Here is a 26,023-nt window from a genome sequence, read left to right on the forward strand (position 1 = left end):
AGTGAGGGTATCACTTTGGAGTATAGCTATTTAAGTGATGATTCGTCTCACTCTGTAGGAAAACTTCCGCGCTTCTTTCGCGCTTCCATTGCTTTTTCCAGTAGTTCTAATAATCCTGGTGCTTCTTCCTGAATAGTCAGTAAAATTCTTTCCCCAAGTTCTACATTCCCCGGATCGTGACCTGTTTTCATCACTTCCTTCAGCCGAGGTATGGCTATGTTGTCTACAATCTGAATTAATCCACTTAGACAGCGATGAAATTGTCTTTCTGTAAGAATAGAGTCTTCTAAAGGAAACTCAATAATTGCTCTGATTTCACCATCTGATGGGTCGTATTCCCATTGGAGCATTTTTGTTTCCCAGGAAATGGCTAGCATCGTCTGTAAGATAGCTCCCTTATGTGGATGGTCTTGCACTCCAGCCAAAACTTGTGGTGCAAATACCCGAAAAAATTTTCCTTCCTCATCGAGTTGGACAACTATGAGAAAATCTTCTAGGTTATCAGCGTCCACACCTGTGATAATGCGGTCTTCTTCATTATCCAGACGGTAGTCCCAACCCAGTTTGTCTAAGTAATTAGCAATTTGTTTGAGGTTAGCTCCCATACAAGCCTCTATAAAAAATGGTGGAGCATTTGTCACCAGACCTAGTTTAACCTTTTAGTGGCATCTGCTTAGTTGACATAATTACTTATCTTCTTTTAGAAGTATGCAGAAAGTCTTACCATTGATGATTGAAGTAATTGATGTTTTCAGGTTGTAGAAAATTTAAAAGTTTAATTTTTCTGACTTCTTTGAAAACCCGATGAGATTTTGGTTCACTAAGGAAATATTGAAAATCAAATATTTAAAAAATTAATATTTAATCAATATCAATTCATGAGCAAACAACAATTTAAAAATAAATAACTAAACTCCTGACTATTCCCTTGTTTCAGGGAAATTGCAACATAGGTGCCGAAAAAGTTTTATATTACAACCATCAATATTGTTTTTACACATTTATTGTATTCGCCATCACATTTTTGCATATCAACTACTTTGAATTGTATGAAGAGAATAGCTTTAATTGTGGGAGCATCACTGATTTTAACTACTACCGCCTGTGGAGGAGATGCAACACAAACAGCAAATACAGCCACTAATTCAGAGACAACACAAACAACTTCCAGCGATCGCTGGAATACGATTAAAAACCGTGGTCAGTTAATTTGCGGTGTCAGTGGCGAAGTACCAGGATTTAGTTTTGTAGGAACTGACGGTCAGTATAGTGGTATTGATGTAGATGTTTGTCGAGCGATCGCTGCTGCTTTATTTGACAACCCAGACGCAGTAGAATTTCGTAACCTCAGCGCCAAAGAAAGATTTACGGCCTTACAAACTGGTGAGGTAGATATTCTTAGCCGCAATACAACCTGGACACTCAGTCGCGCCACCTCCGTTGGTTTGGAATTTGCACCTGTAGTCTTTTATGACGGTCAAGCAATTATGGTTCGCAAAAATAGCGGAACCAAATCTCTAACAGACCTCAAAGACAAAGCCATCTGTGTACAAACTGGAACCACTACTGAGCAAAACTTAGCAGACCAAATGCGGAAGCGAAACATCACTTATAAATCGGTGGTTTTTGAAGACGTTAATATTACCTTTGCTACTTACGCTCAAGGACGTTGTGACGCAATTACAGCCGACCGTTCAGCATTGGTATCTAGACGTACAACTCTACCTACACCTGAAGATAACGTAATTTTAGACGAAGTAATTTCTTCAGAACCGCTTGCACCAGCAGTTGCCAAAGGAGACGCTAGATGGGGTAATACTGTCAGTTGGGTAGTTTATGCCCTAATAAAAGGTGAGGAGTTAGGAATTAATTCGCAAAATTTAGGTCAATTCACAACGAGTAATGACCCAGATATCAAACGCTTTTTAGGAACCGAAGGCAATTTAGGCGAAGGACTCGGTTTAACTAACGACTTTGCGGCTAGAGTCATCAAACACGTCGGTAACTACGCCGAAATTTACGATCGAAACCTCGGCCCCAAGACCAAACTGAACCTAGCACGCGGTCAAAATCAACTCTGGACACAAGGCGGATTGTTGTATTCTCCACCGTTTCGGTAAGAATTGAGGAATAAGGAGAAGAAGAAGCAGGTGAGTAGGGGGAAAAGATAACTGTTAACCGTTGATTGTTGACCTTTTTTGAATTGGAGCGTTCGCGTAGCGTCTGTCTCCGACACGCTTCCGCGAACGTAGAGAAGCGACTTGACTATGGACTAATGACCAATGACCAATGACAAACCCCCTTTTTGGCGTGACAATCGCTTTTGGTATATTGCTGGACAATTGATTGCTTTATTTTTATCAGTAGTTGTTGTGGCTATACTTTTGGGTAATCTCAACCGCAATTTGCAGCGATTGGGTATTCAATTTGGCTTTGATTTTCTCAAGCAGCAAGCATCTTTTGATATTGGCGAAACGCTGATTGCATATAAACCAACTGACACTTATAGTCTTGCCTTATGGGTAGGACTAATTAATTCATTACGAATAGCTGTTGTCGGTATCATTTTAACAACAGTTGTCGGCGTACTTGCTGGGATTGCTAGATTATCTGATAACTGGCTAGTGCGAAACATTACGCTGCTTTATGTAGAGGTTTTCCGCAATACGCCCTTACTTTTACAGTTGCTGTTTTGGTACTTTGCGGTTTTTCTGAGCTTTCCCAAAGCTGAAAATAAAATTTATCTCTGGGGATTTGTCGGGCTTAGTCAAAATGGACTAGAACTACCTTGGTTTACATTATCACCAGAGTTTTCTGCTTTATTGCTGGGGTTAACTTTTTACACAGGTGCTTTTATTGCAGAAATTGTCCGGGGTGGGATTCAATCAGTATCTCAAGGACAATGGGAAGCAGCGCGATCGCTAGGATTAAACCCAAACTTAATCATGCGCCTAATCATTTTCCCCCAAGCCTTACGGGTAATCATTCCTCCACTCACAAGCCAATATCTGAACCTGACAAAAAATTCCAGTTTAGCGATCGCCATTGGCTATCCCGACATTTATTTTGTCGCTTCCACCACCTTTAACCAAACTGGAAAAGCAGTAGAGGTCATGTTACTACTAATGCTCACTTATCTCATTCTCAGTTTGACTATCTCCCTAATTATGAATACATTTAATCGCACCGTACAGATTAAAGAACGGTAGCACAGGAGATGAAGAAACTATAAGAACAATTGTTGACTAATGACTAAATTAACTTGGTTACGCAAAAACTTATTTAGTACTTGGCATAACAGCTTATTAACTCTTATCTGTTTAGGGTTGCTTTTGTGGATAGTGCAAGGAATTTTAATTTGGGCAACTACTAAAGCAGAATGGGCAGTGGTTCAAGATAATTTACGATTATTTTTAGTTGGTAGATTTCCCCAAACTGAATATTGGCGAGTTTGGATTGTTTTGGCAGTCACTTCTAATTTGGGTGCTGTGACAACAGGTATATTTTTTAGTAAGAAACAGTTGACATGGCGGGGAATTACCTTACTTGCTGTCATTGTCGGTTTACTACTAGTTATTTTCCCCTTAGATCCGGTATCCCGTCTATGGTTGCTGTTGACTGCTGTTCTACTAATACCTAGTTTCTTATTGGGATCAAAGTTTACAAAATTAGTCGCTCCTTGGCTTTCTTTAATCTGGTTGTTGTCATTCCCCGTTATTTTGTGGTTAATTGGCGGTGGGTTTGGTTTGCGTCCTGTATCCAGCAATCTATGGAACGGTTTGCTACTCACCCTATTCATGGCAGCAATTAGCATTGTTCTTTCCTTTCCTATTGGGGTTCTACTTGCTTTAGGAAGGACTAGCCAGTTACCTGTGGTACGTTGGTTTTCTATTCTTTACATTGAAATTATTCGGGGAGTTCCACTAATTGGGATTTTATTCCTCGCGCAAGTAATGTTACCTTTGTTATTCTCAAACGATGTCCGTTTAGATCGGGTGTTAAGAGCGATCGCTGGTTTGGTAATATTTAGTGCAGCTTACATGGCGGAAAATGTACGTGGTGGACTCCAAGCAGTTTCCCGTGGACAAGTTGAAGCTGCAAAAGCACTAGGTTTAAATACATTCTTCGTAGTTCTGTTAATTGTCTTACCTCAAGCTTTACGAGCAGTTATTCCCGCACTTGTCGGACAATTTATTGGTTTATTTAAAGACACTTCTTTATTATCTCTTGTGGGCTTAGTAGAACTTACAGGAATTGCCCGTTCCATTTTGGCACAGCCTCAATTTATTGGTCATTATGCAGAAGTATATTTATTTATTGGGTTGATTTATTGGTTATTTTGTTACTTTATTTCAATAGCTTCTCGGCGGCTAGAAAGGCAACTAAATAATAATTAATTATAATCAAATTTCTAATCAAAATTTCTTCCCTTGCTCCCTGCTATCAAATAATTTGAGGATAAAATCTGTGGTAGAACAAACCCCAATAATTATTGCTGAAGATGTTCATAAATGGTATGGAAAATTTCATGTTCTTCAAGGTATAAGCTTAACGGTAAATCGCGGAGAAGTGGTAGTTTTGATGGGGCCATCTGGTTCAGGTAAATCAACATTTATCCGTACTTTTAATGCTTTAGAAGAATACCAGCAAGGAAGAATTATTATTGATGGAATCACACTCAGCCATGACTTGCAAAATATTGACATAATTCGGAGAGAAGTGGGTATGGTATTTCAGCAATTCAATTTATTTCCCCATTTAACAGTGCTACAAAATATCACCTTGGCACCGATTTGGGTGCGGCGATGGAAAAAAGCCAAAGCTGATGAATTAGCCATGCAATTATTAGATAGAGTAGGAATTTTAGAACAAGCGAAAAAATACCCAGGACAATTATCTGGAGGACAACAACAACGAGTAGCGATCGCTCGTGCATTAGCAATGCAGCCTAAAATTATGCTATTCGATGAACCAACTTCCGCTTTAGATCCAGAAATGGTAAGAGAAGTTTTAGACGTGATGCGAAATCTAGCCCACGATGGCATGACAATGGTAGTAGTTACCCATGAAGTTGGATTTGCCCGTGAAGTCGCCGATAGAGTAGTGTTGATGGATAGCGGCTATCTAGTCGAATCAGCAACCCCTGATAACTTCTTCACCAAACCCCAAGAAGAACGCACTCGCAAATTCTTATCACAAATAATTTAGTCGTAAAAATAACGAATTACAAATTATTGCTTACGAGTTATTACTTAGGAGTTAGCGATGATTCCGTGTACAGTATCCAGAAGTAGAATTAGTGTTGCAGGAATTAACTAAAGCTCAAAAGTAACAGGCGCTACGAGATTCCCAAATTTATGTAGGCTTTGCTCATCCACCACAAAAAGATGAGAGAGTATTTACCAAGAACCCCTGATTATGGCTTTATCAGAGACTCATCCCTTAGGTAAACAAAAATATATTTCCGGGTGCAATATCTGAGTCTGGAGACATGAGGATTGTGCTCGTCTCATCTGCTTTACAAAATCTTCAAATACCAGTCATTATTTATCATTTGTTAGTAGCAAAAAATCTTTTATCGAAAATGCCATAGTTTGGCAGCAAGAAAACATAATCTTTATCCTAAATAATTTCCTACAAATGGTAAGAAGTAACTGTTTCTGAAAAAAATAATTTAAATATTCCCATTAGCAGATGTCATAATTTTATCGATATAGATAAACAGTTCAGGTTATAGATCAAAAATTATAAATTTACTAAATCTTTAAACTTATTAGTTTGATTTCAAGGATATAAAATAGGTTTGAATGATCACGCAATCTTAAATCTCCGGTAATATACAGATTTTACGGTGTTCCTAATTTAATTTTCTCATGGCATAACTACTGTCCACTGCCATACAAAAAACAAAATAATAGTTGTGGATTACCCTAATTTTGCGTAATATTGACAGATATCTAGTAGTTATTATGGGCAATTCAATTGATAACAATAGAGTTTATGTCTATACTATATAATTAAAATATACATAATGCTTATGAAGCAAAAGTGTGTGGATTTATCATATCTTACTGAAGAAAGCAAAAATAACTTTCACTGAATCTTCAAGGAAAAGCCAGTGACATAGAAATACTCTAAAGAGACAATTAAATATTAGATGCTGTCAACCAATAAGCAATCTAGATACTTGCCTTAGTTATCCAAACCAGCCAGGGGACTTCTGACTAATCTGTTATGCGGATTTTAATTTACTCTTATAACTACTATCCAGAACCAATTGGTATAGCCCCCCTAATGACAGAATTAGCAGAGGGACTGGCCAAGCGAGGACATCAAGTGCGTGTGGTAACAGCTATGCCTAATTACCCTGAGCGTCAAATTTATGAAGCTTACCGTGGTAAATGGTATCTCACTGAATACAAGAATGGTGTCAAAATCCAACGCAGTTACGTGTGGATTCGTCCACAACCGAAACTGTTAGACCGAGTGTTACTAGATGCTAGTTTTGTAGTAACCAGTTTTTTGCCTGCTTTTTTTGGGTGGCGGCCTGATGTCATTTTGTCAACCTCCCCATCACTACCTGTATGCGTACCAGCATCTTTACTAGGATGGTTGCGTGGTTGCCCTGTAGTTTTGAATCTCCAAGATATATTACCAGAAGCAGCCATTCATGTTGGTTTACTGAAAAACAAATGGCTGATAAAGGTATTTTCGGTATTAGAGAAATTTGCCTATCGTAGCGCTACCAAAATTAGCGTCATCGCTGATGGGTTCGTGGAAAATCTTCTGTCTAAAGGCGTATCATCCGAAAAAATAGAGCAGATACCCAACTGGGTAGATGTCAATTTTATTCGTCCCTTACCAAAAGAAAATAACAACTTCCGTGCCACACATAATTTGCATGACAAATTTGTACTCTTGTATTCTGGGAATATTGCTCTTACCCAAGGTTTAGAAACAGTCATTCAAGCTGCTGCTAAGTTACGTGATATTTGCGAAATTGCCTTTGTGATTGCAGGTGAGGCTAAAGGCTTGCAAAGACTGCAACAATATTGTGCAGACTGCGGTGCTGATAACGTTTTGCTATTACCTTTTCAACCACGAGAACAATTGCCAGAAATGTTAGCGGCGGCTGATGTTGGTTTGGTAGTACAGAAGAAAAATGTTATCTCTTTTAATATGCCATCAAAGATTCAAGTCTTACTGGCTAGTGGTAGAGCATTGATAGCATCTGTACCTGATAACGGTACAGCCGCAAAAGCAATTAGACAGAGTGGTGGTGGTGTTGTTGTTTCTCCAGAAGATCCTCAAGCTTTAGCAACAGCAATTTTAGACCTGTACAAACATCCCGAAAAAGCTAAAACCTTGGGTTATAACAGTAGGAAATATGCTATGGAGCAATATGCCTTTGAGCAGGCATTAAATCAATATGAAAGTTTATTTTATTCAGTGACGACAGACGGACAAACAATTGAATCTAAAGTAGTTTCTAAGCAGGAAGTCTGATCTTAAACGCTAGGTATCTCAGTTATTAAAATATTGATAATTTCTGATAGGTTAGGGTTGAGGATGTTTTTGACTCCTCTACCCTATTTTTGTGGATGAATTTGGCCCATTACTGTGAAACGCTAAGTTTGGTTAGTCTTAATTAAGAAATATACTCAAGGAATATGACCCATCACACTTTAGGCAGAATAGCCTAAATCCAGTATGCTGTATACTTATCATTAGGGAAGTAGTTTAGAGTTAAGAGGCGGTGATATCTCTGAACTCTCTACTTGATGATGGTAGTAAATGTATAAACAAGAATAAAGCTACATGGCTGATACGTAAAAACTATGTCAACTTGTTGGAGATGCGGCTATGACTGGATTTATCGCTACACAGAAATAACTATCTGTCGCCTCATGATTTTGCGATACATTAACCAATTTGTCAGCCATTCTCATAGATACCTGTTTTTTTGTTAGTATTCAAAAAAACCAAGAGATAAATTTACTGTTCGATTGCTATTTGCAAAGAACTCTCAAAAACCGTAACAGAAGGGATAAAGCACCTGAGGTTTAATGTCTGATTATTTCCAAGGAAATTTACCATTGCAATCCGTCTCGGTAGCCAAGAGTGCTATTAGAAGTCCAGAGGCGGAAACTGAGTTGAGTGGAAAATTAGCTGTAACTATTGCCGAAGCCGCATCAGACCGCAAAGCGGGCGATATCCTAGTGCTTAAGGTAGCAGATGTCTCATACTTGGCAGATTACTTTGTGATGTTGACTGGCTATTCTAGGGTGCAAGTGAGAGCGATCGCTGATGCAATTGAAGATAAAGTAGAAAGTGAGTGTCAACGACGGCCATTGCGGACAGAAGGAAAAGTTGAAGGCAGCTGGTTACTCCAAGACTACGGCGACGTAATTGTGCATATCATGATGCCAAAGGAACGTGAGTTTTATAATTTAGAAGCATTTTGGGTTCATGCAGAACGTATCTCCCTACCAAAATCTGATGAGGATGAGGGTAAGCCAACATGATGAAGTCGTCGCTGGCAAATTGTCCGGTTCCCGTAGATCAACAACCACTTAATGAGTACGAAGAGTTAAAAACTTCCTGGCTATTTCGTGATTGTGCCTTAAATTGGTGGGAGTACGCCAAAAAACTAGCGTGGATTTGGGGATTATCTTGGCTGATAGCTGGGCCTGTAGCATCGGCCAGCTATCAGCCAAATAAACAACTTATTCATTTCTTGTTGGTCGGTGCAGCTGGGGCAAGTGTCGGAGTAGTACTAAGTCTACTACGTTTATACTTGGGCTGGCTTTATGTGCGCGATCGCCTCTATAGTATGACCGTCTTCTACGAAGAATCAGGCTGGTACGATGGTCAAACTTGGATCAAGCCACAAGAAGTCCTCACCCGCGATCGCTTAATTGTCACCTACGAAATCAAACCCATTCTCCAACGGTTACAATTTACCTTCGCTGGCTTGGCGGGAGTCTTTCTTATTGGTACTATAGTTTGGCATTTGTTTTAAATAGTTAACAGTCAATGGTCAACAGTCAATAAACTATGGACTATTGACTAGGGACTATTGACTAATAAAAAAAGAGATAATTTAACCCATGACAATGGGAAAGCGAACTCAAGCAGCAGCACTGGAAGTCCGGTTGTTGCGTGAAGGTATTATCGAATCGAAGCATATAGTCCAAGCTGTTGTTTGCGACGAACGAGGACGAGTACTTAGTGTTGCCGGTAATTCGGAAACAGCTACATTTGTCCGTTCAGCACTCAAACCATTTCAGGCCCTAGCAGTCACTACCACAGGAACACTGGAACGCTATGATTTGAGCGATCGCGACCTAGCTATTATTACCAGTTCCCACAAAGGTACAATCGAGCAGGTACGTCAGGCATTTAACATCCTGTGGCGAGCTGATCTTGACCCTTCTGTACTCCAGTGTCCAATACCTCAAGGGAAACGTAGTCCTCTTGAATACAATTGCTCTGGTAAGCACGCGGGAATGTTGGCTATTTGCCAACAACGCCATTGGCCCTTAAATAACTATCTAGAGCGCAAGCACCCAGTACAGCAGTTGATTTTGGCTAAAGTTGCAGAGTTGCTGCGAATGCCAGCAGAAGAATTTATCAGCGCTCACGATGATTGTGGTGTACCTACTTACCTGATGCAGCTGGGACAAATCGCTTCTTTATATGCGCTTTTAGCGTCCAGTACTAACTTGGATATGGAGCGCATTATCCGAGCCATGACTCATCACCCGTCAATGGTAGCAGGAGATGGGGAATTTGATACGGAACTGATGCGTTTAACTCCTGGGGAATTGGTAAGCAAGTCTGGTGCAGAAGGTGTACAGTGCATTGGTAGATTGGGCGAAGGCATGGGATTGACAATTAAAGTCATGGATGGCGCTAAACGAGCAAAATATGCCGTTGCCATTTACCTGCTCCAGCAAATGGGTTGGATTACCCCCAGCGTGGCAGAAAGCTTGGCAGAAAAGTTTATGAACCCAGGCAAATATACCCGTCTAGAGGTTGTGGGAGAATTATCGCTTTTGTAGTTGCCAAACTCAGAAGTTTGGGTTATACTAAAAAAGTCAAGAAACGACGCGGGATAGAGCAGCCTGGTAGCTCGTCGGGCTCATAACCCGAAGGTCAGTGGTTCAAATCCACTTCCCGCCACCAAATTATAAACATCAAAACCCTACAATCTCTAAAGATTGTGGGGTTTTGTTTTATTTTGATCTATTCTTAAGTTGGAATCTTCCAAAAAGCGCGGAGAATAATGGTTGTGAAGTTGCAGCGACCAATTTTAGTAGGAGGATTAGGATTATCCTTTTCCTTGTGGATGCTACAAAGTTGGCATCATTCCCTGGAGCAGTTGGGTGAACTGAGTTTATTGAGTGCTTTAGCGGTTGGTGGTGGGTTGTGGTTGTTCAAGCACAAGCTGCCAAAAAATAGTTCAGAGCAGCTAAATGGTATGCTCGTTGATAGAGCCACGGCAGAAAGTGCGATCGCCAACACTGGAGCCGTAATTAACCAATTAGCACAAGAGTCAGAAAACCATCCAGCTTTAGAGACATTGCGAAATCAACTTGCCCAGTTGTTGGTAGAGTTAGACAGGCAAGAGCTGAGAGTGGCTGTGACTGGTGGACAATTGGCTGGTAAAAGTACTTTAATTCAAGTCCTGAAGTCTAGCGGTTTAGCGGAAACACAGCAAAAAGTAACCTTCCAAGAAACAGCATCATTGTTTAAAGAAGCAGGTAGTCACTCCGATACTGATATCCTGGCAGAAGTGGCAAAATCTGATGCTGTCCTGTTCTTGACTAACGGTGATTTGACGGATTCAGAATTCCAAGCTTTACAGCAGCTAAAAGCACTCAATCAGCCAAAAATTCTGGTTTTCAACAAACAAGACCAGTATCTACCCGATGAACGTGCTAGTGTCTTGCTGTCTTTAAAACAGAGGGTTCTCGATCATGTAGTTGCTGTTTCAGCCTGTCCCGTTGCTATTAAAGTGCGGAAATATGAAGTGGATGGTGCTGTGCAAGAGTGGATGGAACAACCAGCGCCAGACATTCAGCAGTTGACGCAGGAATTAGGTGAAGTTTTAGCACAGCAAAGTTCACAATTAGTGTGGACAACTAGTACAAGAGAAGCACTGTTGTTGAAAGCTGAGGCAAAAAACTACTTGAATGAAGTAAGACGCGATCGCGCTACTCCAATTATTGAACAATATCAGTGGATAGCTGCGGCTGCGGCTTTTGCTAACCCAGTCCCAGCATTAGATATTCTGGCAACTGCGGCAATTAATGCTCAAATGGTGATGGATTTGGGTAATATTTATCAGCAGAAATTATCCTGGGAACAAGCACAAACTGTAGCCAGGACTATGGGAAGTTTAATGCTGAAATTAGGTTTAGTGGAACTTTCTACTAAAGCCATTGGTACTGTTCTCAAAAGTAACGCCGTTACCTTTGTCGCTGGTGGTTTAGTTCAAGGTGTCAGTGCAGCCTATCTCACCAGGGTAGCTGGCTTGAGTCTAGTAGAGTATTTTGAACAACAGGAAATCGCTTTAGATTCTGGAAATAATTTAAATTTAGACAAATTACGCCAAACCTTACAAAAGGTATTCCATCAAAATCAACAGATAGCTTTTCTGCAAGGTTTTGTGAAGCAAAGCGTGAAACATTTATCGCCAGAAGTACAGTCGGTTGAAGTTGTTGGATAATTTTGCACAAAAGCACAAAGACGCTTAAAAAAACTTTGCGTCTTTGCGGCTTTGTGTAAACCATTTAATCTACATAATGGTATTTTGTTAAAATATAAAACATGAATTACTAAAAAATAGATATTATATTATTTTTCAACTTAATGAGTTTTCACCCTAAAATATTCTCATTTTTTGCAGGTTCAGGATTCCTTGATTTAGGTTTTGAAAAAAGCGGTTTTAATATTGTTTATGTGAATGAAATTTTTTCTCCTTTTATGGCAGCATACCAATATTCCAGGGAAATGCTGAATTTGCCTTTACCAGAATATGGATATCATCAGGGGGAAAAAGCAGATGTATCTAAACTTGTTGAAGGAGTCCAAGCACAACATTTATTAGAATTAGTTAAGGATTCTCGTAAATCTAATAATATTGTGGGATTTATTGGTGGGCCTCCCTGTCCTGATTTTTCTATTGGAGGAAAGAATCAAGGGTGTTTAGGCGATAATGGTAAACTTTCTTCGGCTTATGTAGAATTAATTTGTAAAGCTTTGCCCGATTTCTTTCTATTTGAAAATGTAAAGGGTTTGTGGCGAACTAAGAAACATCGTATATTTTTTGAATCGCTCAAGAAAAAATTACAGCAATCTAGTTATTTATTAACAGAACGATTAATAAATGCTATTGAATATGGTGTACCCCAAAATAGGGAAAGAATTATTTTAATTGGTTTTAGAGGAAAATTTCTGAATGATATAGAGATAATCAATAGTCCTAAGAAAATATTGTTTGACTTAAATTTTCCTTGGGAAAAGCAGATTTTATATTCTAAAGATAAAGTATTTAATTATCCTTGGATTCAGTGTGAACCATTTGGAGAAGATTCTATAATTCCTTGTCCTGATGGTATTCCTCAAGAATTGACAGTTGAACATTGGTTTAGAAAAAATGATGTACTAAAACATCCTAATTCTGAACATTATTTTAAAGCAAGAGCAGGTATAGCAAGATTTGTTAGTGTTGCTGAAGGAGATGATTCAAAAAAATCTTTTAAACGTCTACATCGATGGCGTTACTCTCCTACAGCTTGCTATGGCAATAATGAAGTACATTTACACCCATACAAAATCAGGCGAATCTCAGTAGCGGAAGCTTTAGCAATACAGTCTTTACCTGCAAATTTCGTTTTACCAGAAAATATGTCACTGACTAATATGTTTAAAACTATTGGTAATGGTGTGCCTTATTTAGCATCAAAAGCATTGGCACAGTCTATTGTTGATTTTATAAATACTGGTGTAAAAAATTCTTTCATTAATACGAGATAAAGCCTAATTGATGTTAAATAAAGTACTTATCTTAGTTTATTCATACTCGGTTATTTGATGAAAAAACTCAACGAAATCCTGCTTTTCAGGCTACACTCGTATATAGACGTGGTTTAATTTATGTGAAGGGTATTAATTTTTTATAAAGCTTTATAATCAAACACTAACAAAAGGCAACGATGGCAGCAGACTATCCAGACATTGATATTGCGCCATTTATCGATCACGCCCTGTTAACGCCAACGGCTACTCCAGAGCAGGTTGAGCAATGGTGTGGACAAGCAGACAGATTTAATTTTGCGTCGGTTTGTTTGTATCCTACTTATGTAAAGCAAGCAGCAGAACTTCTCCACGGCAAAAAACCTAAAGTTTGTACGGTAATTGGTTTTCCTACTGGGGCTACGACACGATTAGTTAAATTGTATGAGGCTCAGGAGGCTGTGGAAAATGGAGCCACAGAGTTAGATGTAGTCATCAATTTAGGCTGGTTGAAGTCTGGCAATACGAATGCAGTACACGAAGAAATTGCCGAAATTTGTGAAGAGACTGGGCAATTAATTAAGGTAATTTTGGAAACAAGCTTACTGACGGATGCAGAAAAAAAGCTGGCAGCCGAGGTAGCAATGGACGCAGGAGCCACTTTCTTAAAAACCAACACAGGTTGGAATGGTGGTGCTACAGTCGCAGACGTGCGGCTTTTGAAAGAAGTAGCAAAAGAAAGGATAGGTATAAAAGCATCTGGTGGAATTCGCACCCTGAATCAAGCTTTAGATTTAATATTGGCGGGTGCTACCAGAATAGGCACGTCTCGCGGTATCGATTTGATCCGCCAGCGCGATACCCTGGAGAAAGGCGAATAGTCATTTGTTTTTTTGTCTTAAGTCATTTGTTGTATGTCTTGCACCTAATGACCAATGAGGAATGACCGATGACTAATGACTAATAACTATGGCTAATGAGTAGAACCTACAAAGCAACTGGTATTAATCTGAAAACCCAAGCACTGGGGGAAGCAGACAGAATAGTGACTATTTTGACACAAGAATTCGGTTTGATTCGAGCGATCGCCCCAGGTTCACGTAAACATAACTCCAGTCTGGGTGGTAGAAGCGGGATGTTTGTAGTCAATGAATTACTGATTGCCAAGGGGCGATCGCTCGATAAAATTACTCAAGCTCAAACCATAAAAACCTACCCAGGTCTGGCAAAAGATTTAGGGAAATTGGCTGCTAGTCAATATCTAGCGGAAATAGTTCTTTGTCAAGCTTTAAGTGAACAACCACAACAAGAACTATACGAGTTACTAAACGAACATCTCCATCGATTGGAAGAGTTACCCAAAGGAGCGTCGTTTGGTGTCCTCGCTTACTTAGCTCATGCAGTTTTCCACCTTCTAGCTTTGGCTGGACTGCCCCCACAAGTACAAATTTGTTGTCTCACTCAACGTTTTTTAACTCCTGACTTGGCAAATCCCGACTGGCGTGTGGGTTTTAGCGTTACGGCTGGGGGAATAGTTGCTTTAGAGGCTTGGGAAAGCTTACGGAACGAAGTAATTAAAAAACCAGGTAAAGCAGAAAAATCCCTTCCTCATCCTGAAATTCCTGTTTACCAAACAGTAGTACATCGGCAAGAAATACCAGCCATTTCGGCTCGTTTAAATTCTCTAGAACTTTCTCTGCTCCAACAGCTCTCACAACCAGAGATAATGCAAATTAGTACCACCAGTGATGCTGGCTGGTTATCTGTGGAGCAGATTTTGCGCCAATATGCTCAATATCATTTAGGTCGCCCTATTCGCTCTGCCACTTTGATTGACTCTTATTTTGCTGCCAACCATCATGATGCAACCGTCTGATTTGGATAGAAAAATTCTGCCCTTGTCACCAAGCCACGTCAAAAAACAGAATAGGGCATCAGCTTCCACAGCACCAAATCACTTAAGTGCTGTTCCCCACTCTGTACCCAGTCACAAAGATAGTCAAGAAATGTCTCCACAAGATATTTCTACAAATGAGAAAAGCTGGATATCGGAAAATTCCAAAACCGATTTACCCAAGGAGATAGAAAAACAGTCCCCAGAGCCGTTAGCTACCATTGATTCCAATGGTAACTGGCATGGTGTACCAGTAGCTACTACTCCCGAAGCAGAAACACCAACAGATGACGCTGGTTCTGGTGGAGAAGAAAATTTAAGAGATGAGGAACATCAAGGGTTTTTAGCTGTATTCAAAAACTCAAATTTCTTAGCACTTTGGGGCGGGCAAGTCTTCTGTCAATTGGCAGATAAAGTTTATTTGGTCTTAATGATTGCTTTAATTAATACTCAGTTTCAAGGAAGTAATCAGAGTATTAGTGGTTGGGTGTCAGCATTGATGATGGCTTTCACAATACCAGCCGTGCTGTTTGGTTCTGTGGCTGGGGTATTTGTAGACCGATGGTCAAAGAAGACTGTGTTAGTGGCTACAAATGCTTGGCGTGGTATTTTGGTTTTAGCTATTCCCTTCTTGTTGTGGTTAACTCATGATTGGCAACCCATAGGAGTTTTACCTGTAGGTTTTCTCATTATTTTGACTGTGACTTTTTTGGTGTCTACACTAACACAATTTTTTGCCCCAGCAGAACAGGCGGCGATTCCTTTGGTGGTCAAAGAACAAGATTTACTTTCGGCTAATTCACTATACACAACCACAATGATGGCTTCAGTGATAGTGGGGTTTGCAGTGGGAGAACCATTGTTAGCAATTGCCGATGGTATTTGGTGGCAATTGGGGGGTAATAATGGGTTTGGCAAAGAATTATTGGTTGGTGGTAGTTATGCGATCGCTAGTGTAATTTTGCTGTTGTTGGTAACTCATGAAAAAACCCACGGGCCGGAAACAGAATTTCCTCACGTCTTTTCCGATTTACGTGATGGATTTCGTTACCTCAAAGAAAATTACCGTGTCCGTAATGCCCTTCTACAATTAACGATTTTATTTTCTGTCTTTGCCGCCTTGACTGTTTTAGCAGTTCGTATGGCAGAAATCATTCCTAACTTAAAAGCTTCTCAATTCGGCTTTCTACTAGCTGCTGGTGGTGTTGGTATCGCTGCTGGAGCTACTATTTTGGGTCAGTTTGGTCAACGTTTCTCCTATACTCAACTAAGCCTTTGTGGTTGTTTGGGTATGGCTGCATCTTTAGTTGGTCTTTCAGTGTTCACGACACAACTATGGTTAGTGTTACTTTTAGTAACATCAATGGGTGTTTTTGGCTCTCTCATAGGTATACCCATGCAGACAGCTATCCAAACAGAAACTTTGCCTGAGATGCGCGGTAAAGTGTTTGGTTTACAAAACAATGTCATCAATATTGCTCTGTCATTACCCTTGGCTTTAGCAGGTTTAGCAGAAACCTTTGTCGGGTTACAAGCTGTGTTTTTGGGATTAGCGGCGATCGTCTTTTCGGGAGGTTTACTAACGTGGTATAACTCTCGTGATTAATTCTCGGATTTTGGGGTTAATTATAGATTTTGCTTTCATGCTAAACTGAGTGCAGAAAATTTTATTACAAACTTGCTGGGGATCAATTTGAAATTAGCCAGGGTGAGTGGTTGTAAATGTCATGTACATCTATGACCGAAAGACAAATTAAGCTTATAGATTATTTGGTTTAGCAAACCTAAAATTTAGCTTTTTAACTGGTTAGAAGTGGAAGTATATACTTAGTATTTATCACAAACTGCTGATAAAGATAAATATGGGGAAAAGGCATTTTGGGACTAGGTTTAGAGGTTTATTTTTTTACCCAGTACTCAGCACGCCTTTCATAACTCTCCTACCGCTAACAGCACTTTTTCAAAATAGCCAGCAAGCGCAACAAGATAAAGAAAAACAATCAAAATAAATAATCAACCACGCTCTTCTGATAGCCGGTAAAGAATGCGTATAGCTTGGATTGGAAAGAAATCACCCTTTTGTGGCAATGTCACTTACAGTAGAGAAGTTACAAATGCCTTGCTAGACAGGGGACATGAAGTCAGTTTTCTCCACTTTGCTCAAGAAGAAACTGAACCCGACAATTGGCCGAAATTCCAAGAAGTTCCCCTACCCTTCATTTATAAGTCGCAAGTTTACACAATTCCCACTTTCAAAGCGACAAAGCTTTTAACTGATTCACTACGGCAAATCAAGCCAGATATTGTCCACGCTTCCCTGACTTTATCTCCTCTCGATTTTGTTTTACCAGAAATCTGTGAACAATTAAATTTACCCTTAATTGCTACATTTCACACCCCATTTGCAGGTAAAGGGGCAAAACTTATATCAGGAACACAACTTTTAGCTTATCAACTCTATGCGCCTTTTTTGGGTAACTATGATCGCGTAATTGTATTTTCTCAAATTCAACGAGAATTGTTAGCGCGTATGGGTGTAAAAGAAAAAAATATTGCTGTAATTCCTAATGGTGTAGATACTGCTAAATATTCCCCTGGTTATTCTCAAGTTAAAACAGAATTTAAAGCTGAACGCTTGTTTGTTTACCAAGGAAGAATTGCGCCGGAAAAAAATGTAGAATCGCTCCTACGTGCTTGGAAGCAAGCAGATATGGCAGATGGGAGTAAGTTATTAATGGTTGGTGATGGCCCTTTAAGAGCTACTTTAGAACCCTTTTATGGTGCTGACTACGGCATTATTTGGTTAGGATTTGTGGCTGATGAAGAAAGGCGGATCAATCTTCTTCGGGGTGCTGATGTATTTATTTTGCCTTCGTTAGTTGAGGGTTTATCTCTATCTTTACTAGAGGGTATGGCTTGCGGACTCGCTTGTTTAGCAACCGATGTGGGTGCAGATGGCGAAGTTTTGGAAAAAGGGGCTGGAGTAGTCATGAATACAAAAACTGTGCGATCGCAGTTAAGAACCCTTTTACCACTATTCCAAGACCATCCAGAGTTAACAACAGTATTGGGGCAAAAAGCTAGAAAGCGCGTAGAAGAACGCTACACACTAGAGAAGAATATTACTCATTTAGAAGAACTTTATCGTGAAGTTCTAGCACAGCAACCAGTAAAACTCAGTTGGGGAGCTTAGAGGTAAAATACACTAATTTTTAGATTCTTAGTTTTTAACAACTTCAATCATTTAAAAGTTAGAGGTTAGCAAGCTATAATTTGCTACCTCTTGAAATCTACAAAACAGATCAGATATTCTGCCTCATTACTTATACATCCCAGACTTTCTTTGCTAATTGAGCTAACATTTCCTGCCGACGCTCTATTGCTGTTGAGTTCCATTCATTAAATGTGCCTAAATCTTTTACTGCACGGTCAATCGCTGTATTTAATCCAACATTAACTGGTTCTACTATTGATTTAGTAATTAAAAATTTTGATTTTTGATAAGCATTTTTCTTAACTTCAAATATTTTATTTTTTATTGAAGTATTGATAGGCTTCTCAATTAATGTAAGATTTCCTAAATATTTAACATACTTGTATATTTGCTCTTGTTTATCAAATGAAGATTTAACTAACTCATAATTTTGAGGTAATATATGTTCGATTTCAACAGTTTTATTTATATAGTTTTTTAAATTAGTATGAGCTTCTATTTCTCCATAGGCTAATTCATCAATATACTGCGTAAGTTTAGCTAAGATATATTGCAAAACTTTTTTACGTACAGAATCCTCATCAAGCTGACGAAAAGCGAGTAAAAATTTTTCCGCTAGTTTTTGCTTTTCTACTCCAATTTCCTCAAATATAAACTGATCAAGTAACTGTTGGTTATTTATTTGCCTTAGCTTAGATGCCCATTTTACAAATAAAATTTCAAGTTTACTGGATCTAGCTTGCGTAATGATACATATAAATAAAAAGTTTTCTAGATGTTTACAGAGGCTGGTAAACATTTCTTTAGAAAAGTGCTGAGTAGCTAGAAGTAATACAAAATGCTGGCTAGTTGAAAGATAAGATATATTTAGTAAATAACGGTTTGGTTTACCAAAAATATCTTTTCCTTCTTTAAAATTTGCAAATGCTTTTGCCGTTTTAACTAAAGAATCGACAAAATCAAATGGCTTATCTTGATATTCACATTTATCCTGGTTTTCTTCAAACCATTCATAAATTTTATCTTCTCTTATGCGTTCTGAATCATATTTAGAAACAATAAAATAACGAAGAAATCTTATAGGATTTTCATTAGATTCATATAATATTTTTAGCATCTCCTTCCACTTATTTTTCAGTCTTTCAAAATCTTTGTCCTTAATAATTTTATTTTTAGCAATTTGGATAAACATGAGATTTTTGAGTAGATCCATAGAATCCAGACCAACTCCACGATTATTAATAGTTGCAAAAACTTTGAGTGCGTGTGACATACTCTTGGTTTCTACACGAACTACTCTTACATTTTTAATAAAGCGTGCATAAAATAGCTTAACTTGCTGAATAGTAGTTTCATTACCACCAAATTCATCTTTTAGAAATCTTAATGCAATTTGATAAGCATTTTTAATACGTCGCACAGAACTATTTTCAGGAATATCTAAAAAATTTTGTTGTCTAGCAATTCTTTCTAAAATATAACGGCTTTCTTCATCATATTGAAGTTCTATTCTTTCCTTAAATTTTTCGCTACCATTTTCCTCCAAAACATATGAAGTAATAAATCCTTTAAGTTGACCAATATTATGTTCGTCTGGATTTAGTTCTAGTAAATAATCTCTTACGGCACACACAATTAAATAAGCAGTCGTCATTCTTTGCTGTCCGTCAATTAGTTCATATAATTCTTGAGATTTGCAAACAATGATACTCCCTATAAAACACTCCCAGTCAGAGCCAGACTTATTATCTAGAAATGGTTCATAAACATCTTCAAGAAGTTCTCTAACCTGCTTTTCCTCCCAAACGTATTCACGCTGGTATTCTTTAACTACATAGAAGTCTTGAAATAATTCTTCTAAAGTATAATCACGCGATTCAATTGCTGCCATTACACTTTATTCTCCTGTATTTATACTTGAATTAATCTGTAATAATTACTGTTTTATGCGAAGCATTTATATAAAATATACAATGCCTGATTCTGATTTAGTGAAAGAATAATTATTAGATTCCCAATCTTAATTACTCAAGATGAAATAACTACCAACCCAAACTAGTTGGTTGTTGATAAATTCGCTTCAAAGTATTCACATCTCTGGGTGAAATCGGCGGCGGGTTGCGGACTTGGGAAAAATATAAAGCATCGGTTGATAATGTACTATGTCCCCAAATCCCCAAGGCGTGACCGAGTTCGTGACGGGCTGCTGAAATGAGGTAATTACCAGTCTGGGTAGGGCTTAACAGGATAGTAAAGCGGTGTAATAGAACTTTGTTGCTGGTGTATAGTTCGTAGCGGGTTAGAGCAGAACGCGCGCGCGGGATTTTGTTTTCACGAAGCTCTAAAGGTGGCGTTTTGCGCTCAATTGTAATATCCGCAATTTCTGGCTGTTCTACAACTGTCAAAGGTAAATAATTATTCCATTCTTGCACAGTCTGTAAAATACTATCAACCCATACTTGCGCCTGTTGGTTATTAATAATTTGTGGTCGTTTGATATGAACTCGAACGGGAAATTTTGACCAGACTAAATAACCTACTTCAGTTGTGACAACTTGGGAAAAGTAATCACCGCTATTGGTGTTGTCTTGCCATTGTGAGAGTGTGGATGGTAAGGAATGGGGTTGTGGGGATGAGGGGTTCGTACTTAGAGCGTTCGTATATGGGAGATTAGTAAAAATAATTAGCAGCCCTGTACCTATAGTTAAGGTAAGGGCTGCTAGTAAATGCTTTGTTATTAAGTTTTTTAGGGTTTTAGGTTTTGGGTATTGCATTTTATTCCCCATGTACCTACCTCCCTCTAATTTTATTTAGGTAGCCAGCCGGCACTTAAAACTACTGTTAAACCAAGGAAAATTACCGTCAATGCCCAGGTAACACGATTTAAGGTATTTTCGGCGCTTTTGGTGCTGCTAAATAACTGGGCTTGTCCACCGATCGCTCCAATTCCATCACCTTTGGGACTATGGAGCAACACTAATACTATTAGACCAACTGCGGAAAGCGCCCAAATAGCTTGCACGATACTAGTAACTGTCATGGTAGCAATCTCTTTTATAACAAGTTTCAAAACAGAAGGGTTTTCGGGGAAAGAACAGTTAACAGTTTGCTGTTAACTGTTCTTTCTTAGCTTAGTTAAGACCTACAGGAATAGGAGCGCGAGTAAGTTGCACATCATATTCTGCTGGTTGTAGGAGCGATCGCCCTGTCATTTCTGGTGGTTGGGGTAGTTGTAAAATATCGAGAATCGTGGGTGCAATATCGGCTAGCTTGCCGCCACTGCGTAGTTCGACGTTAGTACCACGTCCAGGGATTTTTACTTTTTCACCTTCCACTAAAATTAAGGGGACTGGGTTAGTTGTGTGAGCTGTCCAAGAATTACCTTCTTTATCTAGCATATACTCGGCGTTGCCGTGGTCGGCGGTAATAATTGTTGTCCCGCCTGCTTTGCTCACACCTTCTAATAAGCGACCCAAACAGCGATCAACTGTTTCAATCGCCTGTATTGTTGGTTCTATTTGACCAGTATGCCCTACCATATCTGGGTTGGCATAGTTAATCACAACCAAGGAGTAGATACCTTTTTGAATTGCGGCGATCGCTGTATCGGTGACTGCGGTTGCTGACATTGCTGGGGCTTTGTCGTAAGTCGCTACCATTGGACTGCTGACAAGTTCCCTGTCTTCGCCAGCAAAAGGTTCTTCTAAGCCACCATTGAAGAAATAGGTGACGTGGGCATATTTTTCGGTTTCGGCGGTGCGAAACTGATTTAAACCCTGATTGGCGATGACTTCACCCAAAATATTGCTTAAGTTCTGCGGCTCAAAGGCTACAGATACTGGTAGATCAGAATCGTACTGTGTAAATGTGACAAAAGACAGTGGTTCAATTTGCTGTCTTTCAAAACCTGTAAATTTGTCACTGGTAAAGGCCTGAGTTAGTTGTCGGGCGCGATCTGGACGGAAGTTAAAGAATATCACCCCATCTCCTGGCTCGATTGTACCTGGAGCAATTCGCACGGGAACGATAAACTCGTCATTCACTCCTTCAGCATAAGATGTTCGCAAGACATCAACAGATTTGCGTCCATCACCCGCGCCATCTTGTGTCATGACATCATAAGCGCGTTGTACCCGATCCCAACGGTGATCGCGATCCATCGCGTAGTAACGACCACTAACGGTAACAATGCGTCCAATTCCTACATTGTTTATGTAGTCTTCTATGGCGCTGATTGCTTGTATACCATTAGTTGGCGCCGTATCACGACCATCAGTAATGGCATGAATACAAACTTCAGAAATTCGCTGTTCTTTGGCTAAGTCAAGTAGTCCGAATAGATGGGTTATGTGCGAGTGTACACCCCCCTCAGAACAAAGCCCTACTAAATGTAGCTTGCCATTCCGACTACGAACTTCCTGGCAAATTTTGACAAGAGCTGAGTTGCTGAGGATAGAACCATCCTCCACTGCATCGGAGATTCGTACCAATTCCTGTGGCACGACTCGCCCAGCACCAATGTTCAAATGACCAACTTCTGAGTTACCCATTTGACCTTCTGGCAATCCTACGGCTTTCCCTGATGTGTGGATGAGGGTATGCGGGTAAGCCGTCCATAAACTTTCCATAACGGGAGTTTTGGCGGCAGCAATAGCATTTCCTCGCGTCTCCTCGCAGTAGCCCCATCCGTCTAAAATGACTAGCACCACAGGAGCAACAGGTGCTTTGGTCATAATAAAATTGCCCTTTACTTTTTGTAATACCCGAATGATACCACTGCTACTCACCACTGCAAGTGAATTTCTGCTTATTAACTTCTATGATGACAAAAATCTATTTTTTTTAGATTTTTTTTAACCTAAATAATTGTCGAATGTATTTTGTGATAGATACCAATAACTCTATTTGCAGTGAATGGGGTAATGGGTAAAGAGTAATTTGTCATTGAGAATAAATTCTTACGTATTACCCATTACCATTTATCGGTTACTGGTTCTTACTAGTAACTTAGATGTTTTATTTCTTCTTTGTATTAGATTTAGCAGCCTTAGCAGCTTTCTTAGCAGCTTTTTCCGCCTCGATCGCCTCTAACCTTGCATTTTCTTTTTCTTCAGCAATTTTATCCAGATAATAATGGTAATCACCTAGATACACACGGAATTCACCATCCCGAATTTCGACGATTTTGTTGGCGACCTGAGAGATAAAATAGCGGTCATGAGAAACGACAATCGCCGTACCATCGTAATTTTGTAGTGCTTCTTCCAGCATTTCTTTTGCTGGAATATCTAGGTGGTTAGTAGGCTCATCGAGAATAATTAAGTTGGCAGGACGTAAGAGCATTTTTGCCAATGCTAAACGCGCTTTTTCTCCTCCGCTCAATGCTTCTACTTGCTTAAAGACAGTGTCTCCCGTAAACAGAAACTTGCCTAAAAGCGTGCGGACTTCTTCATTTTTCCAGTCAGGAACTTCATCGTGAATAGTTTCCATGACTGTTTTCTTCAAGTCCAAAGCTTCGGCTTGATTTTGCTCAAAGTAACCAGGGATGACACCATGATCCCCTATTCCCACACTACCTTCTGTAGGTGGTTCTAAACCCATAATTATCCGCAACAGCGTAGATTTTCCTGCGCCGTTAGGGCCTAAAAAAGCAATGCGATCGCCTCTTTCAATTAAGAGATTTGCACCCAAGAACAAAATCTTATCATCGTAGGTATGGGTTAAATCTTTAATTTTCACTACCTCGCGTCCACTGCGGGGTGCTGGTGGAAAACGGAAGTGTAAAGTTCTCACGCCAGCTATTGGTGCTTCGATACGTTCGATTTTATCTAGTTGCTTTTCTCGGCTTTTCGCTTGGGTACTGCGGGTAGCACTGGCGCGGAATCTATCGACAAAAGCTTGTTGTTTCTCAATTTCTTTCTGCTGACGTTCGTAAGCGCTCAATTGTGCTAGTTGGCTTTCGGCTTTTTGTTCTAGGTAGGCTGTGTAGTTACCAAGGTAGGTGCTAGAAACACCGCGTTCAGTTTCGACAATTTGGGTACAGAGGCGGTCAAGGAACTCCCGGTCATGGGAAACTATCACCATCGGTGTAGTGAGCTTTTTCAGGTAATTTTCCAACCACTCAATAGTTTCTAAATCTAAGTGGTTAGTCGGCTCGTCCAGCAGTAAGATATCTGGTGCTTGGAGAAGAATCTTACCCAAACTCATCCGCATTTGCCAGCCACCAGAGAAAGCGCTGACGAGGCGATCGCCATCTTCTTGCTCAAATCCCATTTCTGGGAGAATCTTCCCAATGCGCGCTTCTAAACCATAGCCATCCAAACCTTCAAACTGACGCTGCAAACGATCCAACTTGTCGATCAGCTTATCTAGTTCCTCTGGAGTGGCTGTTTGCATATCATGCTGTACTTGGGTTAGAGCCAATTGTACTTGGTTGGCTTCCTTAAATACAGTCCAAAACTCTTCTCTGACGGTGCGGCTAGGATCTACCTCAAATTCTTGGTTGAGGTAAGCTATGTGCAGGCTAGAAGGACGGATAATTTCCCCAGCCGTCGGTTCTATCTCCCCAGTAATAATTTTTAGCTGAGTTGATTTTCCCGCACCGTTGACACCGACCAAACCAATGCGATCGCCTGGTTTCACTTCCCAGTTGATATCTTTGAGAACTTCGCCTGTAGGATAAATTTTACTAATATGTTCTAATCGCAGCATCAAGTTTCTCTCAGTTAGGAATTATGGTTAGTTGCGGACGAAGTACCAATACTGTGTCCAATATTAACAAAAATTAACCAACAATTTGTCTTAAGAAACTCTTACCAAACGAAAGAGTAAAGTGATCTTGTTTAATTGCCGCTTTGAGAGTCAGAAGACTGCTGTTGCGTAGCTTGTCGTACTTCCTCAATACTTAAATCTAAAGCTTGTGCCACTTGCTCTAAAGTCAAACCTGCTGCCAACATTGCTGGTACTGCTTTTAGCTTGCCACTGCGCTCACCTTCTTGAAAAACATCTTGAAAATACCTAGTATTTCTTAATTCGCTGAGGCTAAACATTTCTTCTAACTCCTTCTTACTAATTGTCGGCAACTTGTACAACAGGATAGTCTCTATCAATTCTAATAATTCTTTTTGTTTAGCTGGTAAGTTGATTTCTGATTTTGTTCTGGCTATCAACTTCCTGGCTTCTACAATGGCTGTATCTTCAGATGTCACTATCAATTTGACAGTAGCCAGACTAATTGGTAAGGAAGTCGCATCTATTAATTCATCCAGATAAATTCGCCTAACTCGCTCACTAATAAAAAATTCCTGATAATGCTTAATATCTCCTGTGTCTATACTTCTGCTTGGATATAAAATCACAGCACCCCAGTCATTTAAGGGTTGATTTTGACGCAGGTATAAACAAATTTCCGCAAACAGTCGTGAATAAAGTCTTTCATCTGCTTGAAACTGCACTTCCACAAAATAGATGAGATGATCATTTTCAACTGTAGGCACAAACACACCATCTATTCTGAATGCTGTTTGTTTAATTTCAACTGATGAAAATTGGTAGAGACTTGCTACATCAGGAGAATTACCAATCAGTTCAAAGAAGATATCTGGAAATTCTTGAAATAGGCGATAAAAAATGCTATCAGTTTTCACGATTTTGAATAAATTTTAACTTGCGATTATATATTTTTTTCTATTCCTAAAACATATCTTACTTCTTAAACTGGAGAGCAAGCACCAACAATATTTATTCCTTGTTTTTCTTTCTCTGCTAGTTCTGAGTTCAAAGTCATACCAGTTTAATATGAAGGTGCATATAATAGAGGAAACAAACTCGATAAATTAAAATAACCATGAGCCGCACTTTTAAGATTGAAATCGCAGAGAGCGAAGAAGAAC

21 protein-coding genes and 1 tRNA gene are annotated in these 26,023 nt (G+C 39.5%); 15 read left to right on the forward strand and 7 right to left on the reverse strand.

The genetic code is table 11. The annotated features are described in order from the left end of the window. Window positions 1–47: 47 nt before the first annotated feature. Window positions 48–605 (reverse strand): hypothetical protein, encoded by a 558-nt coding sequence (locus H6G18_RS13750; protein ID WP_190407680.1) that lies wholly within the window; start codon window positions 603–605, stop codon window positions 48–50. Window positions 606–1,049: 444 nt separating this feature from the next. Here H6G18_RS13750 and H6G18_RS13755 point away from each other — a divergent pair, with 444 nt between their 5' ends. From H6G18_RS13755 to H6G18_RS13825, 15 genes are all read left to right on the forward strand, one after another. Beyond that, the gene (locus H6G18_RS13755) at window positions 1,050–2,120 is read left to right on the forward strand and encodes an amino acid ABC transporter substrate-binding protein (protein ID WP_190407660.1); all 1,071 of its coding nucleotides are present in this window, start codon (window positions 1,050–1,052) and stop codon (window positions 2,118–2,120) included. A gap of 162 nt (window positions 2,121–2,282) precedes the next feature. Beyond that, window positions 2,283–3,209 (forward strand): amino acid ABC transporter permease, encoded by a 927-nt coding sequence (locus tag H6G18_RS13760; protein ID WP_190407661.1) that lies wholly within the window; start codon window positions 2,283–2,285, stop codon window positions 3,207–3,209. Between the two features lie 39 nt (window positions 3,210–3,248). After that, a complete protein-coding gene (locus H6G18_RS13765; RefSeq protein WP_190407662.1) occupies window positions 3,249–4,397 on the forward strand; it encodes an amino acid ABC transporter permease in 1,149 nt (382 codons plus the stop codon). A gap of 70 nt (window positions 4,398–4,467) precedes the next feature. Next, on the forward strand, window positions 4,468–5,208 hold the full coding sequence (locus H6G18_RS13770) for an amino acid ABC transporter ATP-binding protein (RefSeq protein ID WP_313954435.1): 741 nt from the start codon (window positions 4,468–4,470) through the stop codon (window positions 5,206–5,208). 1,026 nt (window positions 5,209–6,234) lie between these two features. Continuing rightward, complete coding sequence (locus tag H6G18_RS13775; protein WP_190407663.1) at window positions 6,235–7,506, forward strand: glycosyltransferase family 4 protein; 1,272 nt, start codon at window positions 6,235–6,237, stop codon at window positions 7,504–7,506. 560 nt (window positions 7,507–8,066) lie between these two features. After that, window positions 8,067–8,525, forward strand: a complete 459-nt coding sequence (rsfS, locus tag H6G18_RS13780; RefSeq protein ID WP_190407664.1) for a ribosome silencing factor — start codon at window positions 8,067–8,069, stop codon at window positions 8,523–8,525. After that, window positions 8,522–9,022, forward strand: a complete 501-nt coding sequence (locus H6G18_RS13785) for a CGLD27 family protein (RefSeq protein ID WP_190407665.1) — start codon at window positions 8,522–8,524, stop codon at window positions 9,020–9,022. Before rsfS ends, H6G18_RS13785 begins: the two co-directional genes overlap by 4 nt. An 88-nt stretch (window positions 9,023–9,110) precedes the next feature. Further along, window positions 9,111–10,064 carry an asparaginase gene (locus H6G18_RS13790; protein ID WP_190407666.1) on the forward strand — a complete coding sequence of 318 codons (954 nt, stop codon included), beginning with the start codon at window positions 9,111–9,113 and terminating at the stop codon, window positions 10,062–10,064. 47 nt (window positions 10,065–10,111) lie between these two features. Further along, window positions 10,112–10,188, forward strand: a tRNA-Met gene (locus tag H6G18_RS13795). 100 nt (window positions 10,189–10,288) lie between these two features. Further along, window positions 10,289–11,734 carry a YcjF family protein gene (locus H6G18_RS13800; RefSeq protein ID WP_190407667.1) on the forward strand — a complete coding sequence of 482 codons (1,446 nt, stop codon included), beginning with the start codon at window positions 10,289–10,291 and terminating at the stop codon, window positions 11,732–11,734. A 143-nt stretch (window positions 11,735–11,877) separates the two neighbouring features. Further along, the gene (locus H6G18_RS13805; protein WP_190407668.1) at window positions 11,878–13,044 is read left to right on the forward strand and encodes a DNA cytosine methyltransferase; all 1,167 of its coding nucleotides are present in this window, start codon (window positions 11,878–11,880) and stop codon (window positions 13,042–13,044) included. A 179-nt stretch (window positions 13,045–13,223) separates the two neighbouring features. Further along, entirely contained in the window at window positions 13,224–13,904 is a 681-nt protein-coding gene (deoC, locus tag H6G18_RS13810; RefSeq protein WP_190407669.1) for a deoxyribose-phosphate aldolase, read from the forward strand. Between the two features lie 95 nt (window positions 13,905–13,999). Continuing rightward, complete coding sequence (gene recO / locus H6G18_RS13815) at window positions 14,000–14,899, forward strand: DNA repair protein RecO (protein WP_190407670.1); 900 nt, start codon at window positions 14,000–14,002, stop codon at window positions 14,897–14,899. Continuing rightward, entirely contained in the window at window positions 14,883–16,523 is a 1,641-nt protein-coding gene (locus tag H6G18_RS13820) for an MFS transporter (RefSeq protein ID WP_390824998.1), read from the forward strand. Before recO ends, H6G18_RS13820 begins: the two co-directional genes overlap by 17 nt. Before the next feature lie 438 nt (window positions 16,524–16,961). Beyond that, window positions 16,962–18,110 carry a glycosyltransferase family 4 protein gene (locus H6G18_RS13825; RefSeq protein ID WP_190407671.1) on the forward strand — a complete coding sequence of 383 codons (1,149 nt, stop codon included), beginning with the start codon at window positions 16,962–16,964 and terminating at the stop codon, window positions 18,108–18,110. A gap of 130 nt (window positions 18,111–18,240) precedes the next feature. On the opposite strand, the gene H6G18_RS13830 is transcribed toward H6G18_RS13825, so the two are convergent. The 6 genes from H6G18_RS13830 to H6G18_RS13855 all read right to left on the reverse strand — a co-directional run bounded on the left by H6G18_RS13830 (window position 18,241) and on the right by H6G18_RS13855 (window position 25,777). Next, window positions 18,241–20,022 carry a DUF262 domain-containing protein gene (locus tag H6G18_RS13830; protein WP_190407672.1) on the reverse strand — a complete coding sequence of 594 codons (1,782 nt, stop codon included), beginning with the start codon at window positions 20,020–20,022 and terminating at the stop codon, window positions 18,241–18,243. A 151-nt stretch (window positions 20,023–20,173) separates the two neighbouring features. Then, complete coding sequence (locus H6G18_RS13835) at window positions 20,174–20,917, reverse strand: peptidase (RefSeq protein ID WP_190407673.1); 744 nt, start codon at window positions 20,915–20,917, stop codon at window positions 20,174–20,176. 20 nt (window positions 20,918–20,937) lie between these two features. Beyond that, entirely contained in the window at window positions 20,938–21,171 is a 234-nt protein-coding gene (secG, locus tag H6G18_RS13840; protein WP_010998320.1) for a preprotein translocase subunit SecG, read from the reverse strand. 91 nt (window positions 21,172–21,262) lie between these two features. Beyond that, window positions 21,263–22,864, reverse strand: a complete 1,602-nt coding sequence (gene gpmI / locus H6G18_RS13845; protein WP_190407674.1) for a 2,3-bisphosphoglycerate-independent phosphoglycerate mutase — start codon at window positions 22,862–22,864, stop codon at window positions 21,263–21,265. A gap of 283 nt (window positions 22,865–23,147) precedes the next feature. Further along, window positions 23,148–24,842 carry an ABC-F family ATP-binding cassette domain-containing protein gene (locus tag H6G18_RS13850; RefSeq protein ID WP_190407675.1) on the reverse strand — a complete coding sequence of 565 codons (1,695 nt, stop codon included), beginning with the start codon at window positions 24,840–24,842 and terminating at the stop codon, window positions 23,148–23,150. A 131-nt stretch (window positions 24,843–24,973) separates the two neighbouring features. After that, window positions 24,974–25,777 carry an Rpn family recombination-promoting nuclease/putative transposase gene (locus H6G18_RS13855; RefSeq protein WP_190407676.1) on the reverse strand — a complete coding sequence of 268 codons (804 nt, stop codon included), beginning with the start codon at window positions 25,775–25,777 and terminating at the stop codon, window positions 24,974–24,976. Window positions 25,778–26,023 lie beyond the last annotated feature (246 nt).

Source organism: Anabaena subtropica FACHB-260 (genome assembly GCF_014697105.1).
Taxonomy (GTDB): domain Bacteria; phylum Cyanobacteriota; class Cyanobacteriia; order Cyanobacteriales; family Nostocaceae; genus Trichormus; species Trichormus subtropicus.

Bases quoted from the DNA above. Each gene is read 5' to 3' on its own strand.
- H6G18_RS13750 (WP_190407680.1), bottom strand. From the start codon at position 605: ATGGGAGCTAACCTCAAACAAATTGCTAATTACTTAGACAAACTGGGT.
- H6G18_RS13755 (WP_190407660.1), top strand. From the start codon at position 1,050: ATGAAGAGAATAGCTTTAATTGTGGGAGCATCACTGATTTTAACTACT.
- H6G18_RS13760 (WP_190407661.1), top strand. From the start codon at position 2,283: ATGACCAATGACAAACCCCCTTTTTGGCGTGACAATCGCTTTTGGTAT.
- H6G18_RS13765 (WP_190407662.1), top strand. From the start codon at position 3,249: ATGACTAAATTAACTTGGTTACGCAAAAACTTATTTAGTACTTGGCAT.
- H6G18_RS13775 (WP_190407663.1), top strand. From the start codon at position 6,235: ATGCGGATTTTAATTTACTCTTATAACTACTATCCAGAACCAATTGGT.
- rsfS (WP_190407664.1), top strand. From the start codon at position 8,067: ATGTCTGATTATTTCCAAGGAAATTTACCATTGCAATCCGTCTCGGTA.
- H6G18_RS13785 (WP_190407665.1), top strand. From the start codon at position 8,522: ATGATGAAGTCGTCGCTGGCAAATTGTCCGGTTCCCGTAGATCAACAA.
- H6G18_RS13790 (WP_190407666.1), top strand. From the start codon at position 9,111: ATGACAATGGGAAAGCGAACTCAAGCAGCAGCACTGGAAGTCCGGTTG.
- H6G18_RS13800 (WP_190407667.1), top strand. From the start codon at position 10,289: ATGGTTGTGAAGTTGCAGCGACCAATTTTAGTAGGAGGATTAGGATTA.
- H6G18_RS13805 (WP_190407668.1), top strand. From the start codon at position 11,878: ATGAGTTTTCACCCTAAAATATTCTCATTTTTTGCAGGTTCAGGATTC.
- deoC (WP_190407669.1), top strand. From the start codon at position 13,224: ATGGCAGCAGACTATCCAGACATTGATATTGCGCCATTTATCGATCAC.
- recO (WP_190407670.1), top strand. From the start codon at position 14,000: ATGAGTAGAACCTACAAAGCAACTGGTATTAATCTGAAAACCCAAGCA.
- H6G18_RS13820 (WP_390824998.1), top strand. From the start codon at position 14,883: ATGATGCAACCGTCTGATTTGGATAGAAAAATTCTGCCCTTGTCACCA.
- H6G18_RS13825 (WP_190407671.1), top strand. From the start codon at position 16,962: ATGCGTATAGCTTGGATTGGAAAGAAATCACCCTTTTGTGGCAATGTC.
- H6G18_RS13830 (WP_190407672.1), bottom strand. From the start codon at position 20,022: ATGGCAGCAATTGAATCGCGTGATTATACTTTAGAAGAATTATTTCAA.
- H6G18_RS13835 (WP_190407673.1), bottom strand. From the start codon at position 20,917: ATGGGGAATAAAATGCAATACCCAAAACCTAAAACCCTAAAAAACTTA.
- secG (WP_010998320.1), bottom strand. From the start codon at position 21,171: ATGACAGTTACTAGTATCGTGCAAGCTATTTGGGCGCTTTCCGCAGTT.
- gpmI (WP_190407674.1), bottom strand. From the start codon at position 22,864: ATGACCAAAGCACCTGTTGCTCCTGTGGTGCTAGTCATTTTAGACGGA.
- H6G18_RS13850 (WP_190407675.1), bottom strand. From the start codon at position 24,842: ATGCTGCGATTAGAACATATTAGTAAAATTTATCCTACAGGCGAAGTT.